Origin of the sequence: Glaciecola punicea (assembly GCF_001756615.1) — a bacterium.
In the GTDB taxonomy this organism is placed as follows: Bacteria; Pseudomonadota; Gammaproteobacteria; order Enterobacterales; family Alteromonadaceae; genus Glaciecola; species Glaciecola punicea.
Genome location: NZ_LZXY01000008.1, coordinates 96,295 through 115,540, shown reverse-complemented (window position 1 = coordinate 115,540; position 19,246 = coordinate 96,295). Strand labels below are relative to the sequence as shown.

17 protein-coding genes are annotated in these 19,246 nt (G+C 44.8%); 9 read left to right on the top strand and 8 right to left on the bottom strand.

Annotation, left to right across the window (positions count from 1 at the left end; all coding sequences use genetic code 11):
- Positions 1 to 99: 99 nt before the first annotated feature.
- From BAE46_RS10705 to BAE46_RS10695, 3 genes are read left to right on the top strand one after another with little or no spacing between them, the layout of a single operon-like run.
- On the top strand, positions 100 to 1,128 hold the full coding sequence (locus BAE46_RS10705; protein ID WP_070112766.1) for a C4-dicarboxylate TRAP transporter substrate-binding protein: 1,029 nt from the start codon (positions 100 to 102) through the stop codon (positions 1,126 to 1,128).
- The gene (locus BAE46_RS10700) at positions 1,125 to 1,613 is read left to right on the top strand and encodes a TRAP transporter small permease (protein WP_006002514.1); all 489 of its coding nucleotides are present in this window, start codon (positions 1,125 to 1,127) and stop codon (positions 1,611 to 1,613) included. Before BAE46_RS10705 ends, BAE46_RS10700 begins: the two co-directional genes overlap by 4 nt.
- On the top strand, positions 1,610 to 2,890 hold the full coding sequence (locus BAE46_RS10695; RefSeq protein WP_070112764.1) for a TRAP transporter large permease: 1,281 nt from the start codon (positions 1,610 to 1,612) through the stop codon (positions 2,888 to 2,890). The genes BAE46_RS10700 and BAE46_RS10695 overlap by 4 nt, the downstream gene beginning before the upstream one ends.
- A gap of 148 nt (positions 2,891 to 3,038) precedes the next feature.
- Here the strand turns inward: BAE46_RS10695 and BAE46_RS10690 are convergent, their stop codons facing one another.
- Positions 3,039 to 3,671: a response regulator gene (locus BAE46_RS10690; RefSeq protein ID WP_006002518.1), complete on the bottom strand. Its 633-nt coding sequence runs from the start codon at positions 3,669 to 3,671 to the stop codon at positions 3,039 to 3,041.
- 183 nt (positions 3,672 to 3,854) lie between these two features.
- On the bottom strand, positions 3,855 to 6,224 hold the full coding sequence (locus BAE46_RS10685; protein WP_141729341.1) for a TonB-dependent receptor: 2,370 nt from the start codon (positions 6,222 to 6,224) through the stop codon (positions 3,855 to 3,857).
- Between the two features lie 232 nt (positions 6,225 to 6,456).
- On the opposite strand from BAE46_RS10685, the gene BAE46_RS10680 reads away from it, so the two are divergent.
- The 5 genes from BAE46_RS10680 to BAE46_RS10660 all read left to right on the top strand — a co-directional run bounded on the left by BAE46_RS10680 (position 6,457) and on the right by BAE46_RS10660 (position 12,005).
- Positions 6,457 to 7,752 carry a GntP family permease gene (locus BAE46_RS10680; protein WP_006002726.1) on the top strand — a complete coding sequence of 432 codons (1,296 nt, stop codon included), beginning with the start codon at positions 6,457 to 6,459 and terminating at the stop codon, positions 7,750 to 7,752.
- A 74-nt stretch (positions 7,753 to 7,826) separates the two neighbouring features.
- Positions 7,827 to 9,062, top strand: coding sequence for an E22 family MetX-like putative esterase (locus BAE46_RS10675; RefSeq protein WP_070112791.1), 1,236 nt, complete (start codon positions 7,827 to 7,829; stop codon positions 9,060 to 9,062).
- Positions 9,063 to 9,065: 3 nt separating this feature from the next.
- The gene (locus BAE46_RS10670) at positions 9,066 to 10,094 is read left to right on the top strand and encodes an extracellular catalytic domain type 2 short-chain-length polyhydroxyalkanoate depolymerase (RefSeq protein WP_070112762.1); all 1,029 of its coding nucleotides are present in this window, start codon (positions 9,066 to 9,068) and stop codon (positions 10,092 to 10,094) included.
- Positions 10,095 to 10,372: 278 nt separating this feature from the next.
- Entirely contained in the window at positions 10,373 to 10,729 is a 357-nt protein-coding gene (locus BAE46_RS14830) for an SDR family NAD(P)-dependent oxidoreductase (RefSeq protein ID WP_006002720.1), read from the top strand.
- A 103-nt stretch (positions 10,730 to 10,832) separates the two neighbouring features.
- Positions 10,833 to 12,005, top strand: coding sequence for a thiolase family protein (locus BAE46_RS10660; RefSeq protein ID WP_006002718.1), 1,173 nt, complete (start codon positions 10,833 to 10,835; stop codon positions 12,003 to 12,005).
- Between the two features lie 51 nt (positions 12,006 to 12,056).
- On the opposite strand, the gene radA is transcribed toward BAE46_RS10660, so the two are convergent.
- Entirely contained in the window at positions 12,057 to 13,451 is a 1,395-nt protein-coding gene (gene radA / locus BAE46_RS10655) for a DNA repair protein RadA (RefSeq protein ID WP_006002716.1), read from the bottom strand.
- Between the two features lie 385 nt (positions 13,452 to 13,836).
- Complete coding sequence (gene serB, locus BAE46_RS10650; protein WP_070112759.1) at positions 13,837 to 15,036, bottom strand: phosphoserine phosphatase SerB; 1,200 nt, start codon at positions 15,034 to 15,036, stop codon at positions 13,837 to 13,839.
- Positions 15,037 to 15,460: 424 nt separating this feature from the next.
- On the opposite strand from serB, the gene BAE46_RS10645 reads away from it, so the two are divergent.
- Entirely contained in the window at positions 15,461 to 16,054 is a 594-nt protein-coding gene (locus BAE46_RS10645) for an AhpA/YtjB family protein (protein WP_006002710.1), read from the top strand.
- 38 nt (positions 16,055 to 16,092) lie between these two features.
- On the opposite strand, the gene BAE46_RS10640 is transcribed toward BAE46_RS10645, so the two are convergent.
- From BAE46_RS10640 to rnc, 4 genes are all read right to left on the bottom strand, one after another.
- Positions 16,093 to 16,893, bottom strand: a complete 801-nt coding sequence (locus tag BAE46_RS10640; protein WP_244885010.1) for a TatD family hydrolase — start codon at positions 16,891 to 16,893, stop codon at positions 16,093 to 16,095.
- Positions 16,866 to 17,507, bottom strand: coding sequence for a pyridoxamine 5'-phosphate oxidase (pdxH, locus tag BAE46_RS10635; RefSeq protein ID WP_006002708.1), 642 nt, complete (start codon positions 17,505 to 17,507; stop codon positions 16,866 to 16,868). The genes BAE46_RS10640 and pdxH overlap by 28 nt, the downstream gene beginning before the upstream one ends.
- 135 nt (positions 17,508 to 17,642) lie before the next feature.
- The gene (gene era, locus BAE46_RS10630) at positions 17,643 to 18,548 is read right to left on the bottom strand and encodes a GTPase Era (RefSeq protein ID WP_040519954.1); all 906 of its coding nucleotides are present in this window, start codon (positions 18,546 to 18,548) and stop codon (positions 17,643 to 17,645) included.
- Positions 18,545 to 19,219, bottom strand: coding sequence for a ribonuclease III (gene rnc / locus BAE46_RS10625; protein ID WP_070112754.1), 675 nt, complete (start codon positions 19,217 to 19,219; stop codon positions 18,545 to 18,547). The genes era and rnc overlap by 4 nt, the downstream gene beginning before the upstream one ends.
- Between the last annotated feature and the right edge of the window lie 27 nt (positions 19,220 to 19,246).

The following is a 19,246-nucleotide window of genomic DNA, read 5'->3' as shown; positions in this document are numbered from 1 at the left end:
CAAAATTTGAACGAATATGATGAAAGTTAGCCCTGTTGCATAGACCAAGATAGTGGTTTATTCTTCTGTAACCTTTCGCCATGATTTTCATATTATATTATGTTGAAATTACCAAAGCTTAAAGTCCTCAGCGTTTTCTTTTTATTGTTAATTCTTCCTTTTGGCTGTAACAAAGATAAGGAAGATGAAGAATTCACGATTACCTTACGATTAAGCCATGTTTTCAACGTAAATGAAGAGCTCGCAAAGTCCATTGAGTTAGTCGCTGAGCGCATTAACAATAAAACCAACGGGGCCGTTCGGGTGCTCACTTATCCTGGCGCACAAATAGCAGCATATAAAGACGGCGTTGAAATGGTAATGCGCGGCGCGTATTTCATTTCAGTCGAAGACCCTTCTTACATTGGCGATTATGTCCCTGAATTCACTGCCTTAGTGGGTCCAATGCTATACAACAATTTTGATGAATATATGGAAATTATCAAGACGCCTTTAGTGCAAGACTGGGTGAAGAAGCTCGAAGACAAGGGCATTAAAGTACTTTCTCTGCAGTATATATTTGGTTTTCGAAACTTAATCACCGATAGGGTAATTATCACACCCGAAGACCTTGAGGGTGTGAAGCTCAGAACGCCCGGGAGCAAGCTCTTCATTCAAACTATCAATACAATGGGCGCTAATGCGACTCCTTTGCCCTGGGGCGAAACTTTCAGCGCCTTACAACAAGGTGTGGTTGATGGGCTTGAAGGTTCTGAATTTACTAACTTAGGCGCGAAGGTGTATGAAACGGGTAAAAAAAATGTGGCGTTTACCAATCATTTTTTAGGTACCTGCGGCATTTACATCTCTACTGAAGTGTGGGCAAAAATACCAGAGAAATACCAGCTCATCATTGCGCACGAATTTGAATACGAAGCGCTGCAAATGATTAACAAGCTTAAGAGCCAACATGCCCAAGTCATTAAAGATTTACAAGCTAAAGGGGTCCAGTTTAATGAGGTAGACCGCGAAGCATTTGAAGCTAGAACCATTCATTTATTCGACGGAAAACTGCCTGGCGTAACCGTTGAAATGTACGACCAAATTCAAGCCGAACTTAAAAAGATTCGAGCAAGGTCTTCGCAATGACCTCAGGGCTAAAATTCTTCTTTACATATTTCGAAGAAATTCTGTGCAGTATCTTTTTAATCATCATGATTAGCTTAGTTATCATCAATGTATTTTTACGCTATTTCTTGGGATATTCAATATTTTGGGCGGAAGAAGTCGCCACGATCTGCTTTGTGTGGTGCGTGTTTGTGGGTGCAAGTGCTACTTATAAACATAAGTTGGATTTGGGAATAGACTTTCTTATTACCAAAATGCCAACTCAAATAGAAAAGATTGTTCGCTTTTTGACGGGTTTGATTCTACTAGCCATTAATGGCTACATTTTTTATATGGCCATTGTGTTTACTAAAATTGCTTGGGCAAAGCCTACCGCGGTGTTAGGCATTAGCTCTGCAGTGTTTAATTCAGCGCTAGTTGTGGGTTTTGGTCTTATCACCTTTTACGCCATTAGGTTTTTATATCACGATGTCGCTGCGTATATTCGCCAAAGGCGAGCTTTATGATTTACTTGCCTATTTTACTCGTTTTCTTACTCTACTTTCTCGGCATACCTATCGCCTACGCATTATTTGGCTCTGCCATCTTTTACTTCACCTTTTTTGACGCCGGTATGCCTGCTGACCTAGTATTGCAAAAGTTTATTACTTCTGCTGCCTCCTTTCCATTACTTGCAATCCCATTTTTTGTGATGGCCGGTTCGGTTATGAACTATTCTGGGATAAGTAGAAAACTCATGCAAATGGCCGAAGTCTTAACGGGCCACCTTATTGGCGGCTTGGCGCAAGTAAACGTGGTAATGAGCACATTTATGGGCGGTGTATCAGGCTCGGCCAATGCAGACGCCGCTATGCAAAGTAAAATACTCGTGCCGCAAATGGAAAAGCGCGGCTATAGCCGCTCGTTTTCTGCCGCTATTACGGCAGCTTCTTCTGCAATTTCCCCAGTAATCCCTCCGGGCATTGTGATGATCATATATGCACTGATTGCGCAGGTTTCGGTAGCTGAACTATTTGTGGCTGGCTATGTGCCAGGTATAATTATGGCGGGTGCGCTGATGTTCACCGTCACGCTTATTGCTCGCAAGCGTAAATACAAACCGTCACGAGATAAGCGCGCTAGCCTTCGCGAGATAGGAGCACAATTTACAGATTCAATTTGGTCGCTGTCGCTGCCCTTTGGCGTGATTCTAGGATTACGATTTGGCCTGTTCACACCTACTGAGGCTGGCGCAATAGCGGTGCTTGCCTCAATTCTCATTGGGTTATTTGTATATAAAGAACTTAAATTCAATCATATCAAACATATTTTGTTAGATACGATTTATGGCACCGGCACAGTCGTACTAATTATTGTTGCTGCTTCGGTGTTTGGTTACTATTTAACCTGGGAGCGTATTCCACAAGAATTTACCGCTATGCTGTTAGAATTTACCTCTAACAAGTATATGATGCTTGCGGTTATTAACGTATTTTTGTTACTCATTGGTATGTTTTTAGAAGGCGGCGCAGCCCTAATCATCCTTGCACCACTTTTAGTGCCCGTTGCAGTTGCCTTAGGCATCGACCCTATCCACTTTGGAATGATCATGATTATAAACATAATGATTGGCGGCGTCACACCTCCATTTGGCTCTATGATGTTTACGACTTGCTCCGTCACAAAGGTGTCGGTAGGCGATTTCATACGCGAGATTTGGCCCTTCATCATCGCGCTCATATTCGCGTTGATTGTGATTACCTATGCCCCTGCTTTGGTCCTGTTTTTGCCCAGTCTGATGTAACGCTACTTTAGTACGATAAATGCTGTATAGACTAAACGTGTGTTTTAACTGCTATTCGAAAAGTAGGAGGTAAAGGACACGATTAGCGCCTTTTGAAGTGGTCATAAATTAGAAGCTAACGGCTGCTTTGAACCTTACTATTTCATCGTTAATCCAAGCGCATGTTTTGGTTGAATATAACGCCTGCCTGCGTACGATTGTATACGCCTAGCTTTTTCAAAACAGCTGAGGCATGTTGCTTCACAGTTGATTCTGAAATGTTTAGCTCATAGGCAATTTGTTTGTTGAGCAGACCTTGTGCGATGAAGCTTAGCACCTTGAGTTGATGTGGCGTGAGTTGTTCTAGCTGCTGGAAAAATAGCTTTTCGGTAGGTGCCTGCTGCGTTAACTGATAGCCCTTAGGTAGCCATTGATTGCCATCTAACACGTGGCTAACCGCTTCACAAATTTCACTCATATCTACCGATTTTGGAATGTAGGCACTGGCGCCTAATTTTACGCATTTAGTAATGGTATGCTCTTGCTCGTCAGCTGAAACCACAATAATTAAGGTATTAGGGAATTGAGCGCGAATAGCCGAAATACCGGCAAGGCCTTCGTTTCCTGGCATATTTAAATCTAGAAATAGTAAATCGATGTCTATGTCATCGCTTAACTTTTCAATCGTGCTGGCTAAATCCTGTGACTCTTGCACCTCAATTAGCATTGGATGCATTATTAACACTTGTTTAAGGGCGTTTCTGAACAAAGGATGATCATCAGCAATGAGTGCTTTAAACATAAGGTTGCCTTAAGAGAAAATAACAAGGGTGTCTGTGTAGACGCAGCCTGTTAAAAGTAACACTTCTGCCATAAAAAAGCGCTAGGTAAGCTACGTTGCCCAGCGCTTTTCAAGGTTTTCTATAAAGACTTGCTAAAACATCCTTTACGTTAAAGTGTAATTGTATTGTATTCAATCACTCGTTTAGAATCTATAACCTACAGTTAAGTGAACCGTTCTGGGGTCACCATAATAGCCAATGAGCGTAACGTCACCGCCTAAACCAGGGGTTAAATTACCAGACCCGTCAAGCCCACCCACAAAGTCATATCCACCCACTAGGTATTCCTCATCAGTTAAGTTCTTACCGTGCAGGCTTGCATACCAATCGCCTTCAAGACTTTCCCACATAACACTAACATTAACCATACCGTAACCGTCTTGAGCAAGCAACTCAGAGGTTTCAAACAGCAGATAGTCGTCGCGGTAGTAGTAATTCGCGTTGAATACAAAGTTACCCAGCTCGGTTTCCAACAAGTAATTGGCCGCAAAGTTAGCCGTATTTTCAGGTGTGCTAGACAAGCCAATAAGTGGCGGTATGCTGTCGTTGCGCACAATCGCAAAGTTCAAATGGCCAAATGCGGCATTGAAGGTTAAATTATCAGAAGCCACATATGTCACTTCAGCTTCAAAACCGCTACCGCTTGTTTCAGCCGCGTTTTGCAAGGTTTGGTTAAGCTGAGTGCCGTCGCCTGCATCGCCCACCCCAATGTATTGGCGGTCTTTGTGATCGTAGCTAAAGAGCGTCACGTTAGTTCTTAACTGTTCGGTCCAATCTCTTTTAAAGCCTATCTCAACTGAATCTACAATTTCAGGATCCACTCCCGCTTCGTTCCCACTCGCGCGCGGGTTAAAGGTACCCGACTTGAAGCCTTGTCCATAAGAGGCATAAATCATGGTGTCGCGATCCATTTGATATTCAAGCCCTACGCGAGGACTAAACTGGTTCCAAGTCTTGGACTTGGGGCTGTCTAATACGCCATCGCCATCGCTGTCGGTGCCTAACACAGTAGGCACTAATTGGCCTTCGGGTCTTACATAACCCGGCACCCAGCCGGTGCTTGGATAAACAGGAGCAAAAACTAAACCATTGTTAACAAAGGCGGTTTTTTCTTCGGTGGTGTATCTGGCGCCTAAGGTTAACGATAGTTTATCGCTCAAATCAAATGAACCTTGGGTATAAAGTGCATAGCTTTGTGAGTTGTTGCAACCGGCAACTTCTCGGGTTAAGCCAGCCGCACCAAGGGATCTTCCTAACACATTTAAAATGGCATTAAAGTTACCACACGACTCACCATCGTAATAATAAAGGCCGCCTACTAGGCTATATCCGTCTTGTAGATAAGTAGCCTGAAGTTCATGTGTTTGGTTTTCGTCTCGGTATTCAGCCGGTACGTCGAAAATATCAAGCGCGGTGTTATCAAAGTCGATATTGGTTGGCGAATAACTGTCGCGATCAGAAGCCACGTATTTCAATTCAAGATCGTCTGTTGCATTGTAGCGTACAGTTAAGCTTACACCTTCAATTTGCACCTCGTTAGTGGTGGGTAGGCTGGTGTAGGAATCGAATTTATTCGCTGGCACTGGCGCATTAGTTAGCAACGAAGGTAGAAGTCTGTAACCGCCTTTAGCGTTTGAGTCGTCTTGTGTTTTATCCCATGCCAGTCTAAAAGATAAGTCGTCGGTAGGTCTGTATTCAAGATTCAAGCGGGCAGCCCACAAGTCTCTATTATAGTTTTCTAAGTCTTGACCCGGCAGCGCCGACTGTAAATAGGTGCCAAAACCATCGCGACTCAAATCAGCATAGCCAGCGCCTATATATAGTTTATCTTCAATAATCGGCAACTGACCGGTAAGTTTTATGTCTTGCTGTCCATAGCTTCCTACGGTGGCACTAGCGGTAAATGCGGCGTCTCCGCGCATCTCTTTAGTCACGTATTTAACCGCGCCGCCAATCGTGTTTTTACCATATAGCGTGCCTTGAGGGCCTCGTAATACTTCAATACGCTGCACGTCTAGAATATCAAGTACCGCGCCTTGGGGACGCGCAATATACACATCGTCAATATAAATACCCACGCCTGGTTCATAGCCCCACAAAGGATCTTGCTGACCAATTCCGCGAATAAAAGCGGTCAGCGTACTGTTGGTACCTCTGCTGGTTTGCAAGGTGGTGTTGGGCGAAAACTGCTGTAATTCGGTGAGCACAGATATGCCATTGCTAAGCAACTCTTCTTCCCCAATTGAGGTAAGTGCCACCGGCACCGACTGCAGCGTTTCTACGGTGCGTCTTGCAGTTACGTTGATGACCTCAAGTTTACCGGCCTCTTTTTCTGCAGTAGCATTGTCTTGAACCGCCATTGTGGGCATAGCAAGTAAGCCGCAAGCTAGTGCAACTGACGTAGCTATTAGGCTTTTGACTAAGCCTTGGCGTAAGTTTAATTTACTAGTGTGTGTCACACCAGCGCAAATATCTGTGCTGTAAACAGTGTGCTTTTGATTAATGGTTTTCATCATTCTTTCCTATTATTAAATGCGGTAAACATAATGTAAATGTCGTTAAATGCTAAGCATGGGGTGTGCGGTCTAATGTAAATATAATGTAAATAGATGTAAAAAGAACTAGTACCATCGTACTATGGGCATTCGAGTAGAAATAGCGCATGCTTTTTCAATCCTGGCGGTCTGCGGTCACAGACTAGGCCATGTGCAATGACGCGCACGGCATTTGCTTAGGATTTGATTTATGTTGAGTTTAATTGGACTAGTTGGTGGCCTTGGCCTACTGATTTATCTAACGATAAGGGGGGTAAATTTATTTATTGCCGCTCCATTTTGCGCCCTACTTGTTGCGCTTAGCAACCACATGCTGGTATTTACCGGTGATGCAAACTTTGTTGTCACCTACATGGACGGTTTTTCGGGTTTTGTCGCCTCATGGTTTTTTATGTTTTTACTCGGCGCTATTTTTGGTAAATTTATGGAAGACACCGGCGCCGCAGACTCCCTCGCGCGCGCTATCGTTAGAAAACTAGGCTATAAACAAGCGCTATTTGCCGTGGTTGCCGCTTGCGCGGTGCTAACCTACGGCGGCGTGTCGGTTTTTGTAGTGGCATTTTCTGTTTACCCCATGGCCTTGAGCCTGTTTAAAGATGCTAATTTACCGCGCCGCTTTATTCCCGCTACCATGGCCTTTGGCTCGGTCACCTTTACCATGACCTCAGCCGGATCACCTGAAATTCAAAACTGGATCCCCATAAAATTCTTAGGCACGTCTCCTTTTGCTGCATGGGAAGTGAGTTTAGTCGTTGCCGTCTTTATGGCCACATTTGGCTACTGGTGGCTGAAAAAAATGGTCACCAAAGCGGTCAACAACGGCGAGTCATTTATAACTAGGCCCCAAGATCCCAATATAGAAGCGCGCGAATACCCGCACCCAGCGTCTGGCTTAGTACCTCTAATGGTGGTGCTGTCTATCTCGTTCTTTCTGCATGAAGCTTATGCTCAGTATGCCTTAATTGCCGCGTTGGGCGGCGGTGTAATTGCCCTGATAATTGTCAATTATAAGTACTTCATTAACATGGGTGAAGCGGTAAACCAAGGCACTACCGGCGCCCTTATTGCCATTGGCAATACTGCGGCGGTGGTGGGTTTTGGTTCAGTTGCTAAAACAACTGAAGCGTTTCAAGATACGGTATACCTAATGACCCATCTTCCGGGCAACGAACTGGTGGGCGCCGCCGTTGCCGTCAGTGTTATTGCGGGTTTAACCGGCAGTGCTTCAGGTGGCCAAGCCATTGCTTTGCCAGAAGTTGCGCCGCATTATCTAGCGCAAGGGGTCGATCCAAGCGAGCTTCATAGGGTGGTATCAATATCCTCAGGCGCGCTTGACTCACTACCACATAATGGCTATGTAGTAACCACTATTCGCGCAATCTGCAATGAAACTCACAAAGCCGCTTACGGCCCTATGGCCTGCTTAACGGTGATTGTCCCGCTCATTGGTTTATGTATGGCAATTGCGCTTTTCATTATGTTTTAAATAAGGAAGGTAAATAAATGTTCAGTATAAGATCCATAAACTATTGTTGTTTACCCAAAGGGCTAGTATGTTGTTTGTTTTCATTAATAGGCATAGTGTTGCTTGCATTTACCTTTGCTAGCACACCCTTACACGCCAAGGAAAATCAAAGCCTAATGATAGTAATAAAACAAACGCATAGCATAGACACCTTCACGACCTTTGGTGGCCAAACAATTGAAAATGTAAAGGTAGGGTGGGAGAGCTATGGCGAACTTAATGAGGACAAGTCTAACGTTATTTTAATTACCCATTACTTCACCGGTAATTCTCACGCAGCGGGAAAGTATCACATAGATGATGCAGAACCGGGCTATTGGGACGCCATTATAGGCCCAAACAAGGCGATAGACACCAATCGGTTTTTTGTGATTAGCGTTGACTCGCTAGTCAATATTGGGGCTTTTGATGAAAACGTGATAACCACCGGCCCTGCCTCTATCAACCCTAAGACACAAAAGCCTTATGGACTCACATTCCCCGTGGTAACCATGCGCGATTTTGTTAATACCCAAAAATCAGTCTTGGAAAGCTTGGGTATCCAAAAACTCTTCGCGGTGGCAGGCCCCTCGATGGGCTCGATGCAGGCTATTGAGTGGGCCAGCGCGTATCCGCAGTGGGTAGAACGATTAATTTCAGTAATAGGATCGGGAAGCGCCGATGCGTGGACAAGTGCGTATTTAGAGCAGTGGACTGTGCCAATTACCATGGATATTAATTTTAACGGCGGCGATTATTATAATCTGCCAAAAGAGCAGTGGCCTACTCTAGGCTTAACCCATGCCTTAGCCATGATCACCCAGTCTGCCTTACACCCAAACTTTTTCATTCAAATAGGCGCACAAATTGGTTATACGCCGCTTGAGGAGGATGCTTTGCAAAGTATTAGCGCTAAGCCCAGCATTGTGAACTGGCTTATGGGCCGCGCAGCCGAGCGAGCGCATCTAATGGATGCCAATCATTTGCTATATTTAGTGCGCGCGAACCAGCTTTTTGTTACTGGCATGCAGGGCACGCTTGAAGAGGGATTAAAGCAAATTACCGCTAAGGTGCTGCTAATACCCGCCACTACCGACCTATTGCTGATGCCTTATCACGCTGAAAAAATAGACTCTTTACTTCGCGCTAACGAACAAAGCTCACAGTTAGAATACTTAAGCGGTGATCTTGGACACCTCGAGGGCGTTGCCGGTATTGTAAAACATGCAAACACTATACGCGCATTTCTAAATGACGAAGCACCTAAAGCTGCAAACAGTGATAATGAATAAGCAATGATAATCTCACGCGATAAGTGCACAGTTTTTACGTTTTTATTGCCCGTACTAGCCTCATGCGCCTTCTACACTGGCACTGCGGTGGCTAGCGAAAAAGCTAAAAATGTTGTGCTTGATACATCAAACATTACCCTGTCAGGCATGTCATCAGGCGGCTACATGGCAACTCAATTTCATTTTTCTCACCCTGAGTTGGTAGCGGGTGTGGGGGTGTTTGCAGCAGGCCCATATGGCTGCGCGCAAAACTCAATTATGACGGCACTGGCGCAGTGTATTGATAAAGCGCCTGAAACCTATGCAGACAAAATAAAGGACATTTCTACGACGCTAGGCCCTTCAATTAGCCAGATTAAAAACGATAAGGTGTGGTTGTTTCACGGCGCCTTAGACACAAAAATTTCATCTAAAGTGGCAAGTGCATTACAAGCGCAATACGCCCAGCTTGTTGCCGCTAGTAATCTTGCTGTGGTAAACAACAAGCCAGTAGCGCATCTGTTTCCTACTTTAGAAAATGGCGTAGACTGCGAAGAATCGGCTTCCCCTTATATTGGCAAATGTAATTTCGACGGCGCAGGAGAAATGCTCTCCTTTATACTAGGGCCGCTACAAAACCCAGTAGATAAAAATACAGCTATGCAAGCAGGCGAGCTTATTACCTTTGAGCAAAATGCATTAGCCAACATTGACAACACCGGCATGAATGAACAAAGCTTTGTTTATTTACCCAATAGTTGCCTAGACGGAAAGTCCTGCAAGGTGCATATAAGCTTTCATGGTTGCAACCAGTCTATAGACAATGTGGGCCAGCAGTATGCCACCAGCACGGGGTTAAATGAATGGGCCGCTAGTAATCGTTTGGTTATTCTATATCCGCAAATTGCAAAATCTAGCTTTATGCCAATGAACCCTCAGGCCTGCTGGGACTGGTGGGGATATACCGGCAGCGACTACTTGAATAAAGACGGTAAACAAATTGCGGCTGTGCACAAAATACTATTGTCACTAGAGGCTTATTTGAATCGCTAATATTGTTGGCGCAGCGTGGGCGTAAACTTTCCTTTCATAGATGAGCGTGCCTTGTATAGACTGATATAAACTGCCCTATTGTTGTTTTAAGCTTAAGCATTATCAGGTTTAGATCAACTATTTATCAAAAGTAGACCAAAGTCCTTTAATCATTATCATTTATATATATTATGAAAATTGCCATAGACGTTATATCGATACCGGCTGCTGTCATGTAGAAATGATATTCGAGATTTTAACGTGATGCTTTTTCATGAACCTATAATAAGGATGCAAATATGACAATAGTAGCTTTAGAAACCGGCGATACCAGAGGGATTGGCGAAGCAATTTGTATAAAGTTGCACGATAAAGCTTATACGGTAGTTGCCAACTATGGTGGCAACAATCAAAAAGCAGCAGATTTTACAGAACGTACTGGTATTGCGACTAAAAAATTCGACGTGTCTGATTTTGAAGCAATAGCAGCGGGCATTGCAGACATCGAAAAAGAATTCGTTCCGGTAGACGTATCAGTAAACAATGCCGATATAACGCGCGACGGCACTATGCACAGAAGGGACTTTGTTCGGTGGGATGCGGTTTTTCAAACCATCCTAGCCTCTTGCTTTAACACCCGCCGTGCAGTAATTTAAGGGTACGCACTCGTCAATTTGGTCGTATCATCAATGTGGGTTCGGTGAATGGTCAAGCCAGTCAGTATAGTCAGGTTTTTATAAATACATAAGGAACAGTAATATGAGCGAGTCAGTTGTAATTGTTGCAGCAAAACGTACCCCTATGGGCGGATTTATGGGCGCATTATCAGCGGTTCCCTCACCTGTTTTAGGCGCAACTGCGATAAAAGCAGTTATCGCCGGCATTCCAGCAGACGCTATTAACGAAGTCATTATGGGCTGCGTGTTACCCGCAGGACTTGGCCAAGCACCCGCTCGCCAAGCTACGCTGGGAGCCAACCTTCCTTTGAGCGTAGGCGCTACCACCATCAACAAAGTATGCGGCTCGGGCATGAAAGCGATTATGCTAGCGAATGACCTAATTAAAGCAGGCAGCGCCTCTGCGATTGTAGCAGGCGGCATGGAGAATATGTCAGCGGCACCTTATTTATTGCCAAAAGCACGTGCTGGTTACCGCATGGGTCATGGCCAAACCTTTGACCATATGATGATGGACGGCCTAGAAAACGCATACGACGGCAAAGCAATGGGCTGTTTTGCACAAGCCACCGCCGACAGCGAAGGCATTACCCGTGAGCAAATGGATGAATTTGCCATAAGCTCGCTCACTAAAGCACAAAGCGCCATTAAAGACGGCACTTTTAAAGACGAAATTATTGCCGTTACTATCCCCACTCGCAAAGGTGACGTAACGGTAGACACCGACGAAGGCCCCAGCAATGCACGCATTGACAAAATTCCTGAGTTGCGCCCTGCTTTCACCAAAGACGGCACGGTAACCGCGGCTAACTCAAGCTCAATTTCTGATGGCGCAGCGGCCTTGTTAGTTATGTCAGAATCTAAAGCAAAAGAACTTGGCTTAACGCCGCTTGCTAAAATAGTGGCTCACGCCACTAACGCCGTTAAGCCTGAAGACTTTACAGTCGCCCCGGTAGGCGCGATTGAAAAAGTGCTTAGCAAAGCAGGCTGGAGTCCCAATGATGTTGACTTGTTTGAAATAAATGAAGCCTTCGCTATGGTCACTATGTTGGGCATTAACAAGCTTGGACTAGACAGCAGTAAAGTTAACATTAAAGGCGGCGCTTGCGCACTTGGTCACCCAATTGGCGCGTCGGGCGCGCGCGTTGTGGTGACTTTACTGCATGCCTTGCATCAAAAAGGCCTGAAAAAAGGCGTTGCTGCTCTGTGTATTGGCGGCGGTGAAGCTACTGCGCTAGCTGTAGAAATGCTGTAGTAATTAAGTTGCTTTAAAAAACGAAGCTGCTGCCTCGTTTTTTAAAGCCTGCTAATTTATTAAGGCAATCAGATCATGAATTGTTTTTACGGGCATCACTTTAGCGCCTAAACCCTCCATCGACTTATGATAGTTCCTGTGCGGAATATAAATTTCAGTAAACCCATGCTGCGCCGCCTCTTTAACACGCGGTACGCCACTATCAATAGGACGCACGTCGCCATTTAGGCTGAGCTCGCCCATAATGCAACTGGTACGTGGAATAACGAAGTCGTTCAAACTGCTTAACAAAGCGGCCACCAACGCAAGATCGATACACGTCTCTAACTCATCAATTTTCAAACCGCCTACAATATTAAAAAAAGTATCGTGAAATATTTTCGTTTTAGTATGCTTACGCAATATACCTGTGAGCATTTTGATACGGTTCATATTCAAACCCACACACACCCGCTGGGGATATTCAGCCTCATTTTCTGTGGTTAAACATTGAATCTCGAGTAAAATATTACGGTTTCCCTTACGAATACAGGTAATGGTAGAGCCGGGAGAGTTAGTACTTGAGCCTGACAAAAATATTTCACTTGGGTTGTCGACGCTAAGCATGCCACGCTCACACATTCTAAATATGCCCACGGTGTCTACATCGCCGAAACGGTTTTTGTTCGCACGCAGCGTGCGAATCTGACCGTCATTAGTGTCTATATGCAACAGCGCATCAACTATATGTACAAGAGTTTGCGGGCCGGCGATTTCGTTATTCTTATTTACGTGGGCAATAATGAACATGGTGACGTTGTTTTGTTTGCAATACTGCGTCAGTATTTGCGCGGCTGCCTTAACCTGCGAAGGCGAGCCAGGGCTGCCGTTTGCCGACTGCGTTACCACCGCTTGAATAGAGTCTATTACGGCAAATTTAATTTGCTGCGCGTCAAGCTCGTCAATGATATTTTCGACGCTGGTTTCGCTGAGCAAAAACAAATTGTCGTTGTTATACTCAAGTTTCAGCCGGTCTACCCGGTTTTTAAACTGCGATAGCGATTCCTCGGCGGTACAATATAACGAGGGCATGCGCAAAGACATCCTAGCCACTAAGTCACTTAACAAAGTCGTTTTGCCTGCGCCTGGGTCGCCCGACACAATATTTACTGAGCCTTTGGTAACGCCGCCGCTTAGCACTCGATCAAGCTCGCCTATGCCGGTGAGGCTTTTTTGCGCGTCAGCAGACTGCACATCGTCTATCTTTTTAGCACCACCGCCTTGGCTGCCCGCATAGCCTAGCGCGCTGCTCGAAAGACCTGACTTTGCGCGCTGACTGGGTGCATCAGCACTTACCCGCATTTCGGTCATGGTATTCCAACTGCCGCAAATACATTGCCCTTGCCAACGCGGAGTGCTGTGCCCGCAATCGGTGCACACAAATTGAGTTTTTGGGACCTTTGCCATTATTTGTTGTTTCCTTTTGGGAGCATTTGGTGATGATACTACATGGTGGGCAGACGTAAGAAGGAAATTTAAATTTCCCTTTATTTATAAGCCAATGTTCCGATAAACAAACAATAAGCACAATAAACTACTTCCACAAGAGCAAGCACTATCAAGTAACAACCTAACCAGCGGCCAAGTTTGTCGCCCTATCGACAAATCATTCAAGGTTTAACCCTTGGTCAAAAGGCCAATTTCAATAAAGAATTTGAACGGCGCCCTAAAGCGATTTCGTCAAACCTACGGCTTTTAGTAAAAATGGAAGTTAAACGTTTGGCCAAGCCCAGTATTCACTCAATAGATCTGCGCACGGTAGTTAATGAACAATGCTGAAAAACTTTATTTGCTATGGCTGCAAGCAGTACAGCAAGCCTTCAAAGCCACAATAAACGATGTTTGCATCGGCGCCAGCTTGGACCTTAGGTTTGGCTTTGTAAGCGACACCTAAAGCTGCGGCGCTCATCATCAGTAGGTCGTTGGCGCCGTCGCCGATGCCGATAGACTGGTGGGGGTCTATGCTATAATGATTCAGGGTATCAATAAGTATCTGTTTTTTCATCTCCCCGTTCACAATATCGCCTTCAATTTTGCCAGTTAAGCAGCCTTGTTCTATGCCTAGAATGTTACTAGTGGCTTGGGTCAGCTCAAAGCTGTCTTTTATGTAGTTGGCGAAATAGGTAAAGCCGCCAGAGGCGATGCACGTTAACCAACCGTGCTTTTGTAAGATTGCTATGGTATGCGCAAAGCCTGGGGTAATGGGGAGTCTGTTTTTTAACTTTTCGAGTTCTGCAACGTGTATACCCTGCAAACAAGCAACACGCGCATTTAAGCTTTGATTGAAGTCGAGTTCTCCGAGCATTGCTCGCTCGGTAAGCTCGCGAACCTTATCTCCTGCGCCTGCTAAGATCGCTATTTCATCTATGCACTCCATATCTATAATTGTTGAGTCCATATCCATAACTAACAATCCCGGCCTCGACAATGACACGGATGAGATTTTAAAAGCATCCACACGATAATCTTTTGCTAAGGTAAGCAATACGCTCGCTTTAAGAAGGCTATACTGATTCGCTTGCAATTTACCGCTGTCACATGTCGCTGCTGCACTATGTTGCTGGGAAGCATCTGGTTTATGCACAAGAAGCACGTTATTCGCGGCTACCGTATTATGATACAGAGTTAGTTCAATAGCCTGTTGCGCAAATTCACTGTGCAGGTAATGTTGCTGAATAACAAGGTGCTGAGCCTGGCAAAAATACTGGCAAATAATGTGACTAAGCAGGTCTAAATTAATAGCTTGGCCCACTATTACGCACTTTTCATTTGGCGCAGCATGAAGACTATGCCGCGCGCTGTAATCGCTAAAATGCGACTTGTCAACTGTTTCAAACTGAAGGTGCTGGGGAAGAAGAACCTCAGATGAAGAATGTTGTGCTAAGGCTAAGCCTAAATAATTACCGTCGTTTAATTGAGTGTGTAAGTGCGCAACAGCCAAGCGTGCGTTGCTCGGTAAGCCGTGTTTGTATGATGCGATATTTTCGGTCACTAAGTGAGCTTCCTGTAAATCAATATTTCAGTGCTAAAGCCATCTGCTAATTAATACGCAATTATAAAATAGTCAAAGGCAGCGCTTGGATAAGCAAATAATACGTGAAGCCCACACATTTATAAAGTCAATTTGAGCACCTCGCGCATGCGCTCCTGCAGCATATCTATCAACAGGTCAGGCTGAGACTTTGAAAAAAAGCGTTTATAACCCACTTTTTTCACCATAGCCTCTTTAAAAACTGTTCTAAAACGACGTTAACCATAGCAGGTTTCGGCTGCTTTTAGCGAAACACCACTGCAAGCTTAGCAATCGTCTCAGGCAAACCTCATCCTTAACAGAAGTTCTCAAAAAACAAATCTTGGCAATTAATGCGTTTTCAACTAAGGTCGTTATAACTGTATAAAAGCAAAGATTAAGCGCCATGAACATCCATCGTAAAAGCCACAATTATTCAATATTCAAACGTATATCTAGCCTTATTTTGCTTATACTCTGCGTGATCATTGGCGTTAATTTATATTACATGCATTCACAAAACGCCGCCAAGTGGTATCAAGTTGAGTCTGAACAACTTGGGCGCAGCCTCACCCTGCAGGCCGCTAAGCTTATTGCCGCGCCCTTAGCTAAAGATGACGAAGAAATGCTGATGCAGTATGTGGCGGTTATTAACCAAGGCATGTTTGTAAAAGGCGCCGTTTTATTTGACGAACTAGGCGTGCGCTACGCTCAGGAAGAAGATAATTTTTCGGTGGTAGACATGGTCAAAGAAAATGCAGTAAAGCCTCTTGTATTTGTCGAAGACATTGTGTTTGAAGGCAACCTTATTGGCTACATTAAGCTGCTATTAGACAAGCAGGCCATTACCGAGCATCATCGAATTTTTAACAAAAACCAGCTTTCGCAGAGTATACTTATGATTGTATTGAGCATTGTGGCCGCTGCGTTAGCCACAAGGTTGTTTTATAAAACCCGTCAAAGCTATCGCAAAGCGGCAACCGAAGACAATTTGGTGTAGTGACCCTTGATTGCTGTGGTTTTAGCTGGTTTGGTAATCTATGTAAATATACGGTGATAGTTAGCAGTACTTTGCTGCACTACCTCGTTTACTGATATACCCTTTAATTTTGCTAAAGCTTGCGCAATTAAAGGTAGTCTTTCGGGCGTATTAGGCTCACCTTGAAAACCATATACTGGCATGTCAGGCGCGTCGGTTTCTAACACAATATGCGCCATATCAACTGCCTTAATTGTGCGCCTTGTTTTAACGGCCCGCTCATACGTTATAGTACCGCCTACGCCAAGGGCCAAACCTAAGGCTATATAAGTCTGCGCTGTTTGATAGCTGCCGCTAAAGGCATGCACCACCCCACCAACGTCAAACTTCTCTTGTTTAAGTATGCGAATAAGCTCGTTGTGCGACTGCCTATGGTGCAGTATTAATGGTTTTTTAATCACTTTTGCTATGCGTATTTGCTCCCGCAGCACTTTTTCTTGATATTCCATGGGTATGCTCAGTGAACCGTCTACCCCGCATTCACCAATGGCGACTATTGTCGTTTTATGCTGGCTAGCCAAATCGGCCATGCGCATCATTTGCCTTTTTAATTCAGGTTCTGGCAAAACGCTTAAAAAACACGGATGACAACCTAAAGCGATATCAATAAGCGGATACCGATGTTTTAATTCTAAAAGGGACGCAAACTGGTCAAGACTTAAGCCCGGCACTAACAGCTTTTTAAGGCCCAGTTGCAGGGCCTTGTTCAGTATTTGCTTGCGCTTATTCTCAAATACCGCAAGGTCAAAATGGCAGTGGCTGTCGATCATGTCTAGGGCATTAATCGAGTACTGTCCCACTCGCCATTTTCTGCTTTATTATATTCGAAACGATCGTGCAGGCGGTGCTCGCCTCCCTGCCAGAATTCTATTTGGCTGGGTTTGACTAAGTAACCCCCCCAAAAATCGGGCAGTGGAATTTCGCCTTTTGCGAACTTTTCTTTTACTTGCATGAACTGAGTGACTAACAACTGACGAGTCGATATGGGCGTACTTTGCTGGCTTGCCCACGCGCCTAGCTGGCTCGATTTGGGGCGTGAGAAAAAGTATTTCGCCACAGTGGAGCGAGGCAAAGGTTGTGCAATGCCGCACACACGCACTTGGCGCTCTAAAAAGTACCATGGGAAGTGCAGACTTATTTTATCGTTGTGCTTTAACTCTTTGGCTTTGCGACTGCCTAAGTTGGTGTAAAACACAAAGCCTTCGTCGCTCACGTCTTTGAGCAATACTATACGCTGGCTAGGCTGACCGCTTGCGTCAACCGTGGCTACAGTCATTGCGTTTGGGTCGGGCAGTTCTGCCGCAATGGCGTCTTGTAGCCATTTGTTAAATAAATCCATAGGGTTTTTAGTAAGCACGTTAGTGTCGAGCGTGCCCTTGGTATATTCTTTTCGAAAATCTTGTAATGGTTTCATCGATTCATCTCGCTTATAAATAGCGTTACTTTAACAACCGTTAATTGTTGATTGGTTTGTTTACCTGCAAGTTTTCGCACTTGCATCTTAGCGGCCAACTAAAAAATTAGAACTTAACACTTTTGGCACAGCCACTTATGGACGATAATCATCGTCATAGCCTAATGAACGCAGTGCTCGGTCATCGTCAGCCCAGCCCGATTTTACTTTCACCCATAGTTCTAAAAACACCTTATTGTCGAACAAGACTTCCATGTCTTTTCGCGCTTCAGCGCCCATGGTTTTTAAATGCGACCCTTGCTTGCCTATAATCATAGGCTTTTGCGAAGCGCGATCAACCAATATAAGGCCGTGAATATGGTAAACACCTTTAGGGGTTAACGAAAACTGCTCAATTTCTACCGTTACCGCGTAAGGCAGTTCATCGCCAGTGAAACGCATTAGCTTTTCACGAATAATTTCAGCAGCCATGAATCGGCTTGAGCGATCGGTTACGTAGTCTTGAGGGTAATAAAACTCACTTAAAGGCAGTTGCTCAAAAATTAACTTGCGCAGGTTATCTATTTGTTTGCCCTGCTTTGCAGACACTGGCAAGAGGTGGGTAAAATCATGCTTTTTATTCAATTCTTTTAGGGTGTCAAATAGTTTGCCGTGCTCAGGCACCATATCTATCTTATTCACGACTAACCAACAGGGTAAACCCGACTGCTTAATTTTGTTCAACACAAGCTCGTCATCATCGGTCCAGCGAGTGCCTTCTATTACGAATAACACCATCGATACCTCGCTTAAGGAGCTTGACGCGGCCTTATTCATCAATTTGTTTATCGCTTTTTTCTCATCAGCGTGAAGGCCTGGGGTGTCTACGTATATAGCTTGCCTATTATCGAGGGTGTCTATGCCCATAATACGGTGGCGAGTGGTTTGGGGCTTGCGCGAGGTGATACTCACTTTTTGCCCTAAAATGCGGTTCAATATCGTTGACTTACCCACATTGGGGCGGCCAACAATGGCAATCATTCCACAGTACGTTTCAGTCATAATGGTAAGGCCTCTAAAATTTGTTTGGCTGCTTCTTGCTCGGCAATACGGCGGCTCTTGCCAGCGCCCGTTTTATGGATTTTTAAGGCATGTACATTGCATTTGACAGTAAACATTTGCGCATGATCCTTGCCCTTTATGTCTGTCACTTTATAATCGGGCAAATCTAACTGGCGGCTCTGCAGGTATTCTTGCAGCTGCGTTTTGTTGTCTTTTATCTGCTCGTCTGGGTCGAGCGCTTTAATTCTTTTTTCAAACAGCGTGTTTATGGTAAGCGCTACAGCGTCTATTCCAGACTCAACATAAATGGCGCCAAGAATGGCCTCTACCGCATCTGCTAAAATTGAATCTCGTCTGCGACCGCCGCTTTTCATTTCGCCAGGCCCTAGTTTCATAAGCTCACCCAAAGACAATTCTCTGGCGACTTTGGCTAGGGTTTCGCCCTTAACCAGATTTGAGCGCATGCGGGTGAGCTTGCCCTCCGGCAGATTTGGAAATTTTTCATACACCCGCTGGGCAATCACAAGGCCTAACACGGCGTCGCCTAAAAACTCTAGTCGCTCGTTATGTTTGCGCGCGGCACTACGATGCGTAAGAGCTTGCTGCAGTAGCGATACATTACTGAAGGTGTAATGAAGCTGTGCTAGCAACTTAATATAGGGATCTATCACGACTTATTTCACCTATCCAATTGGGCT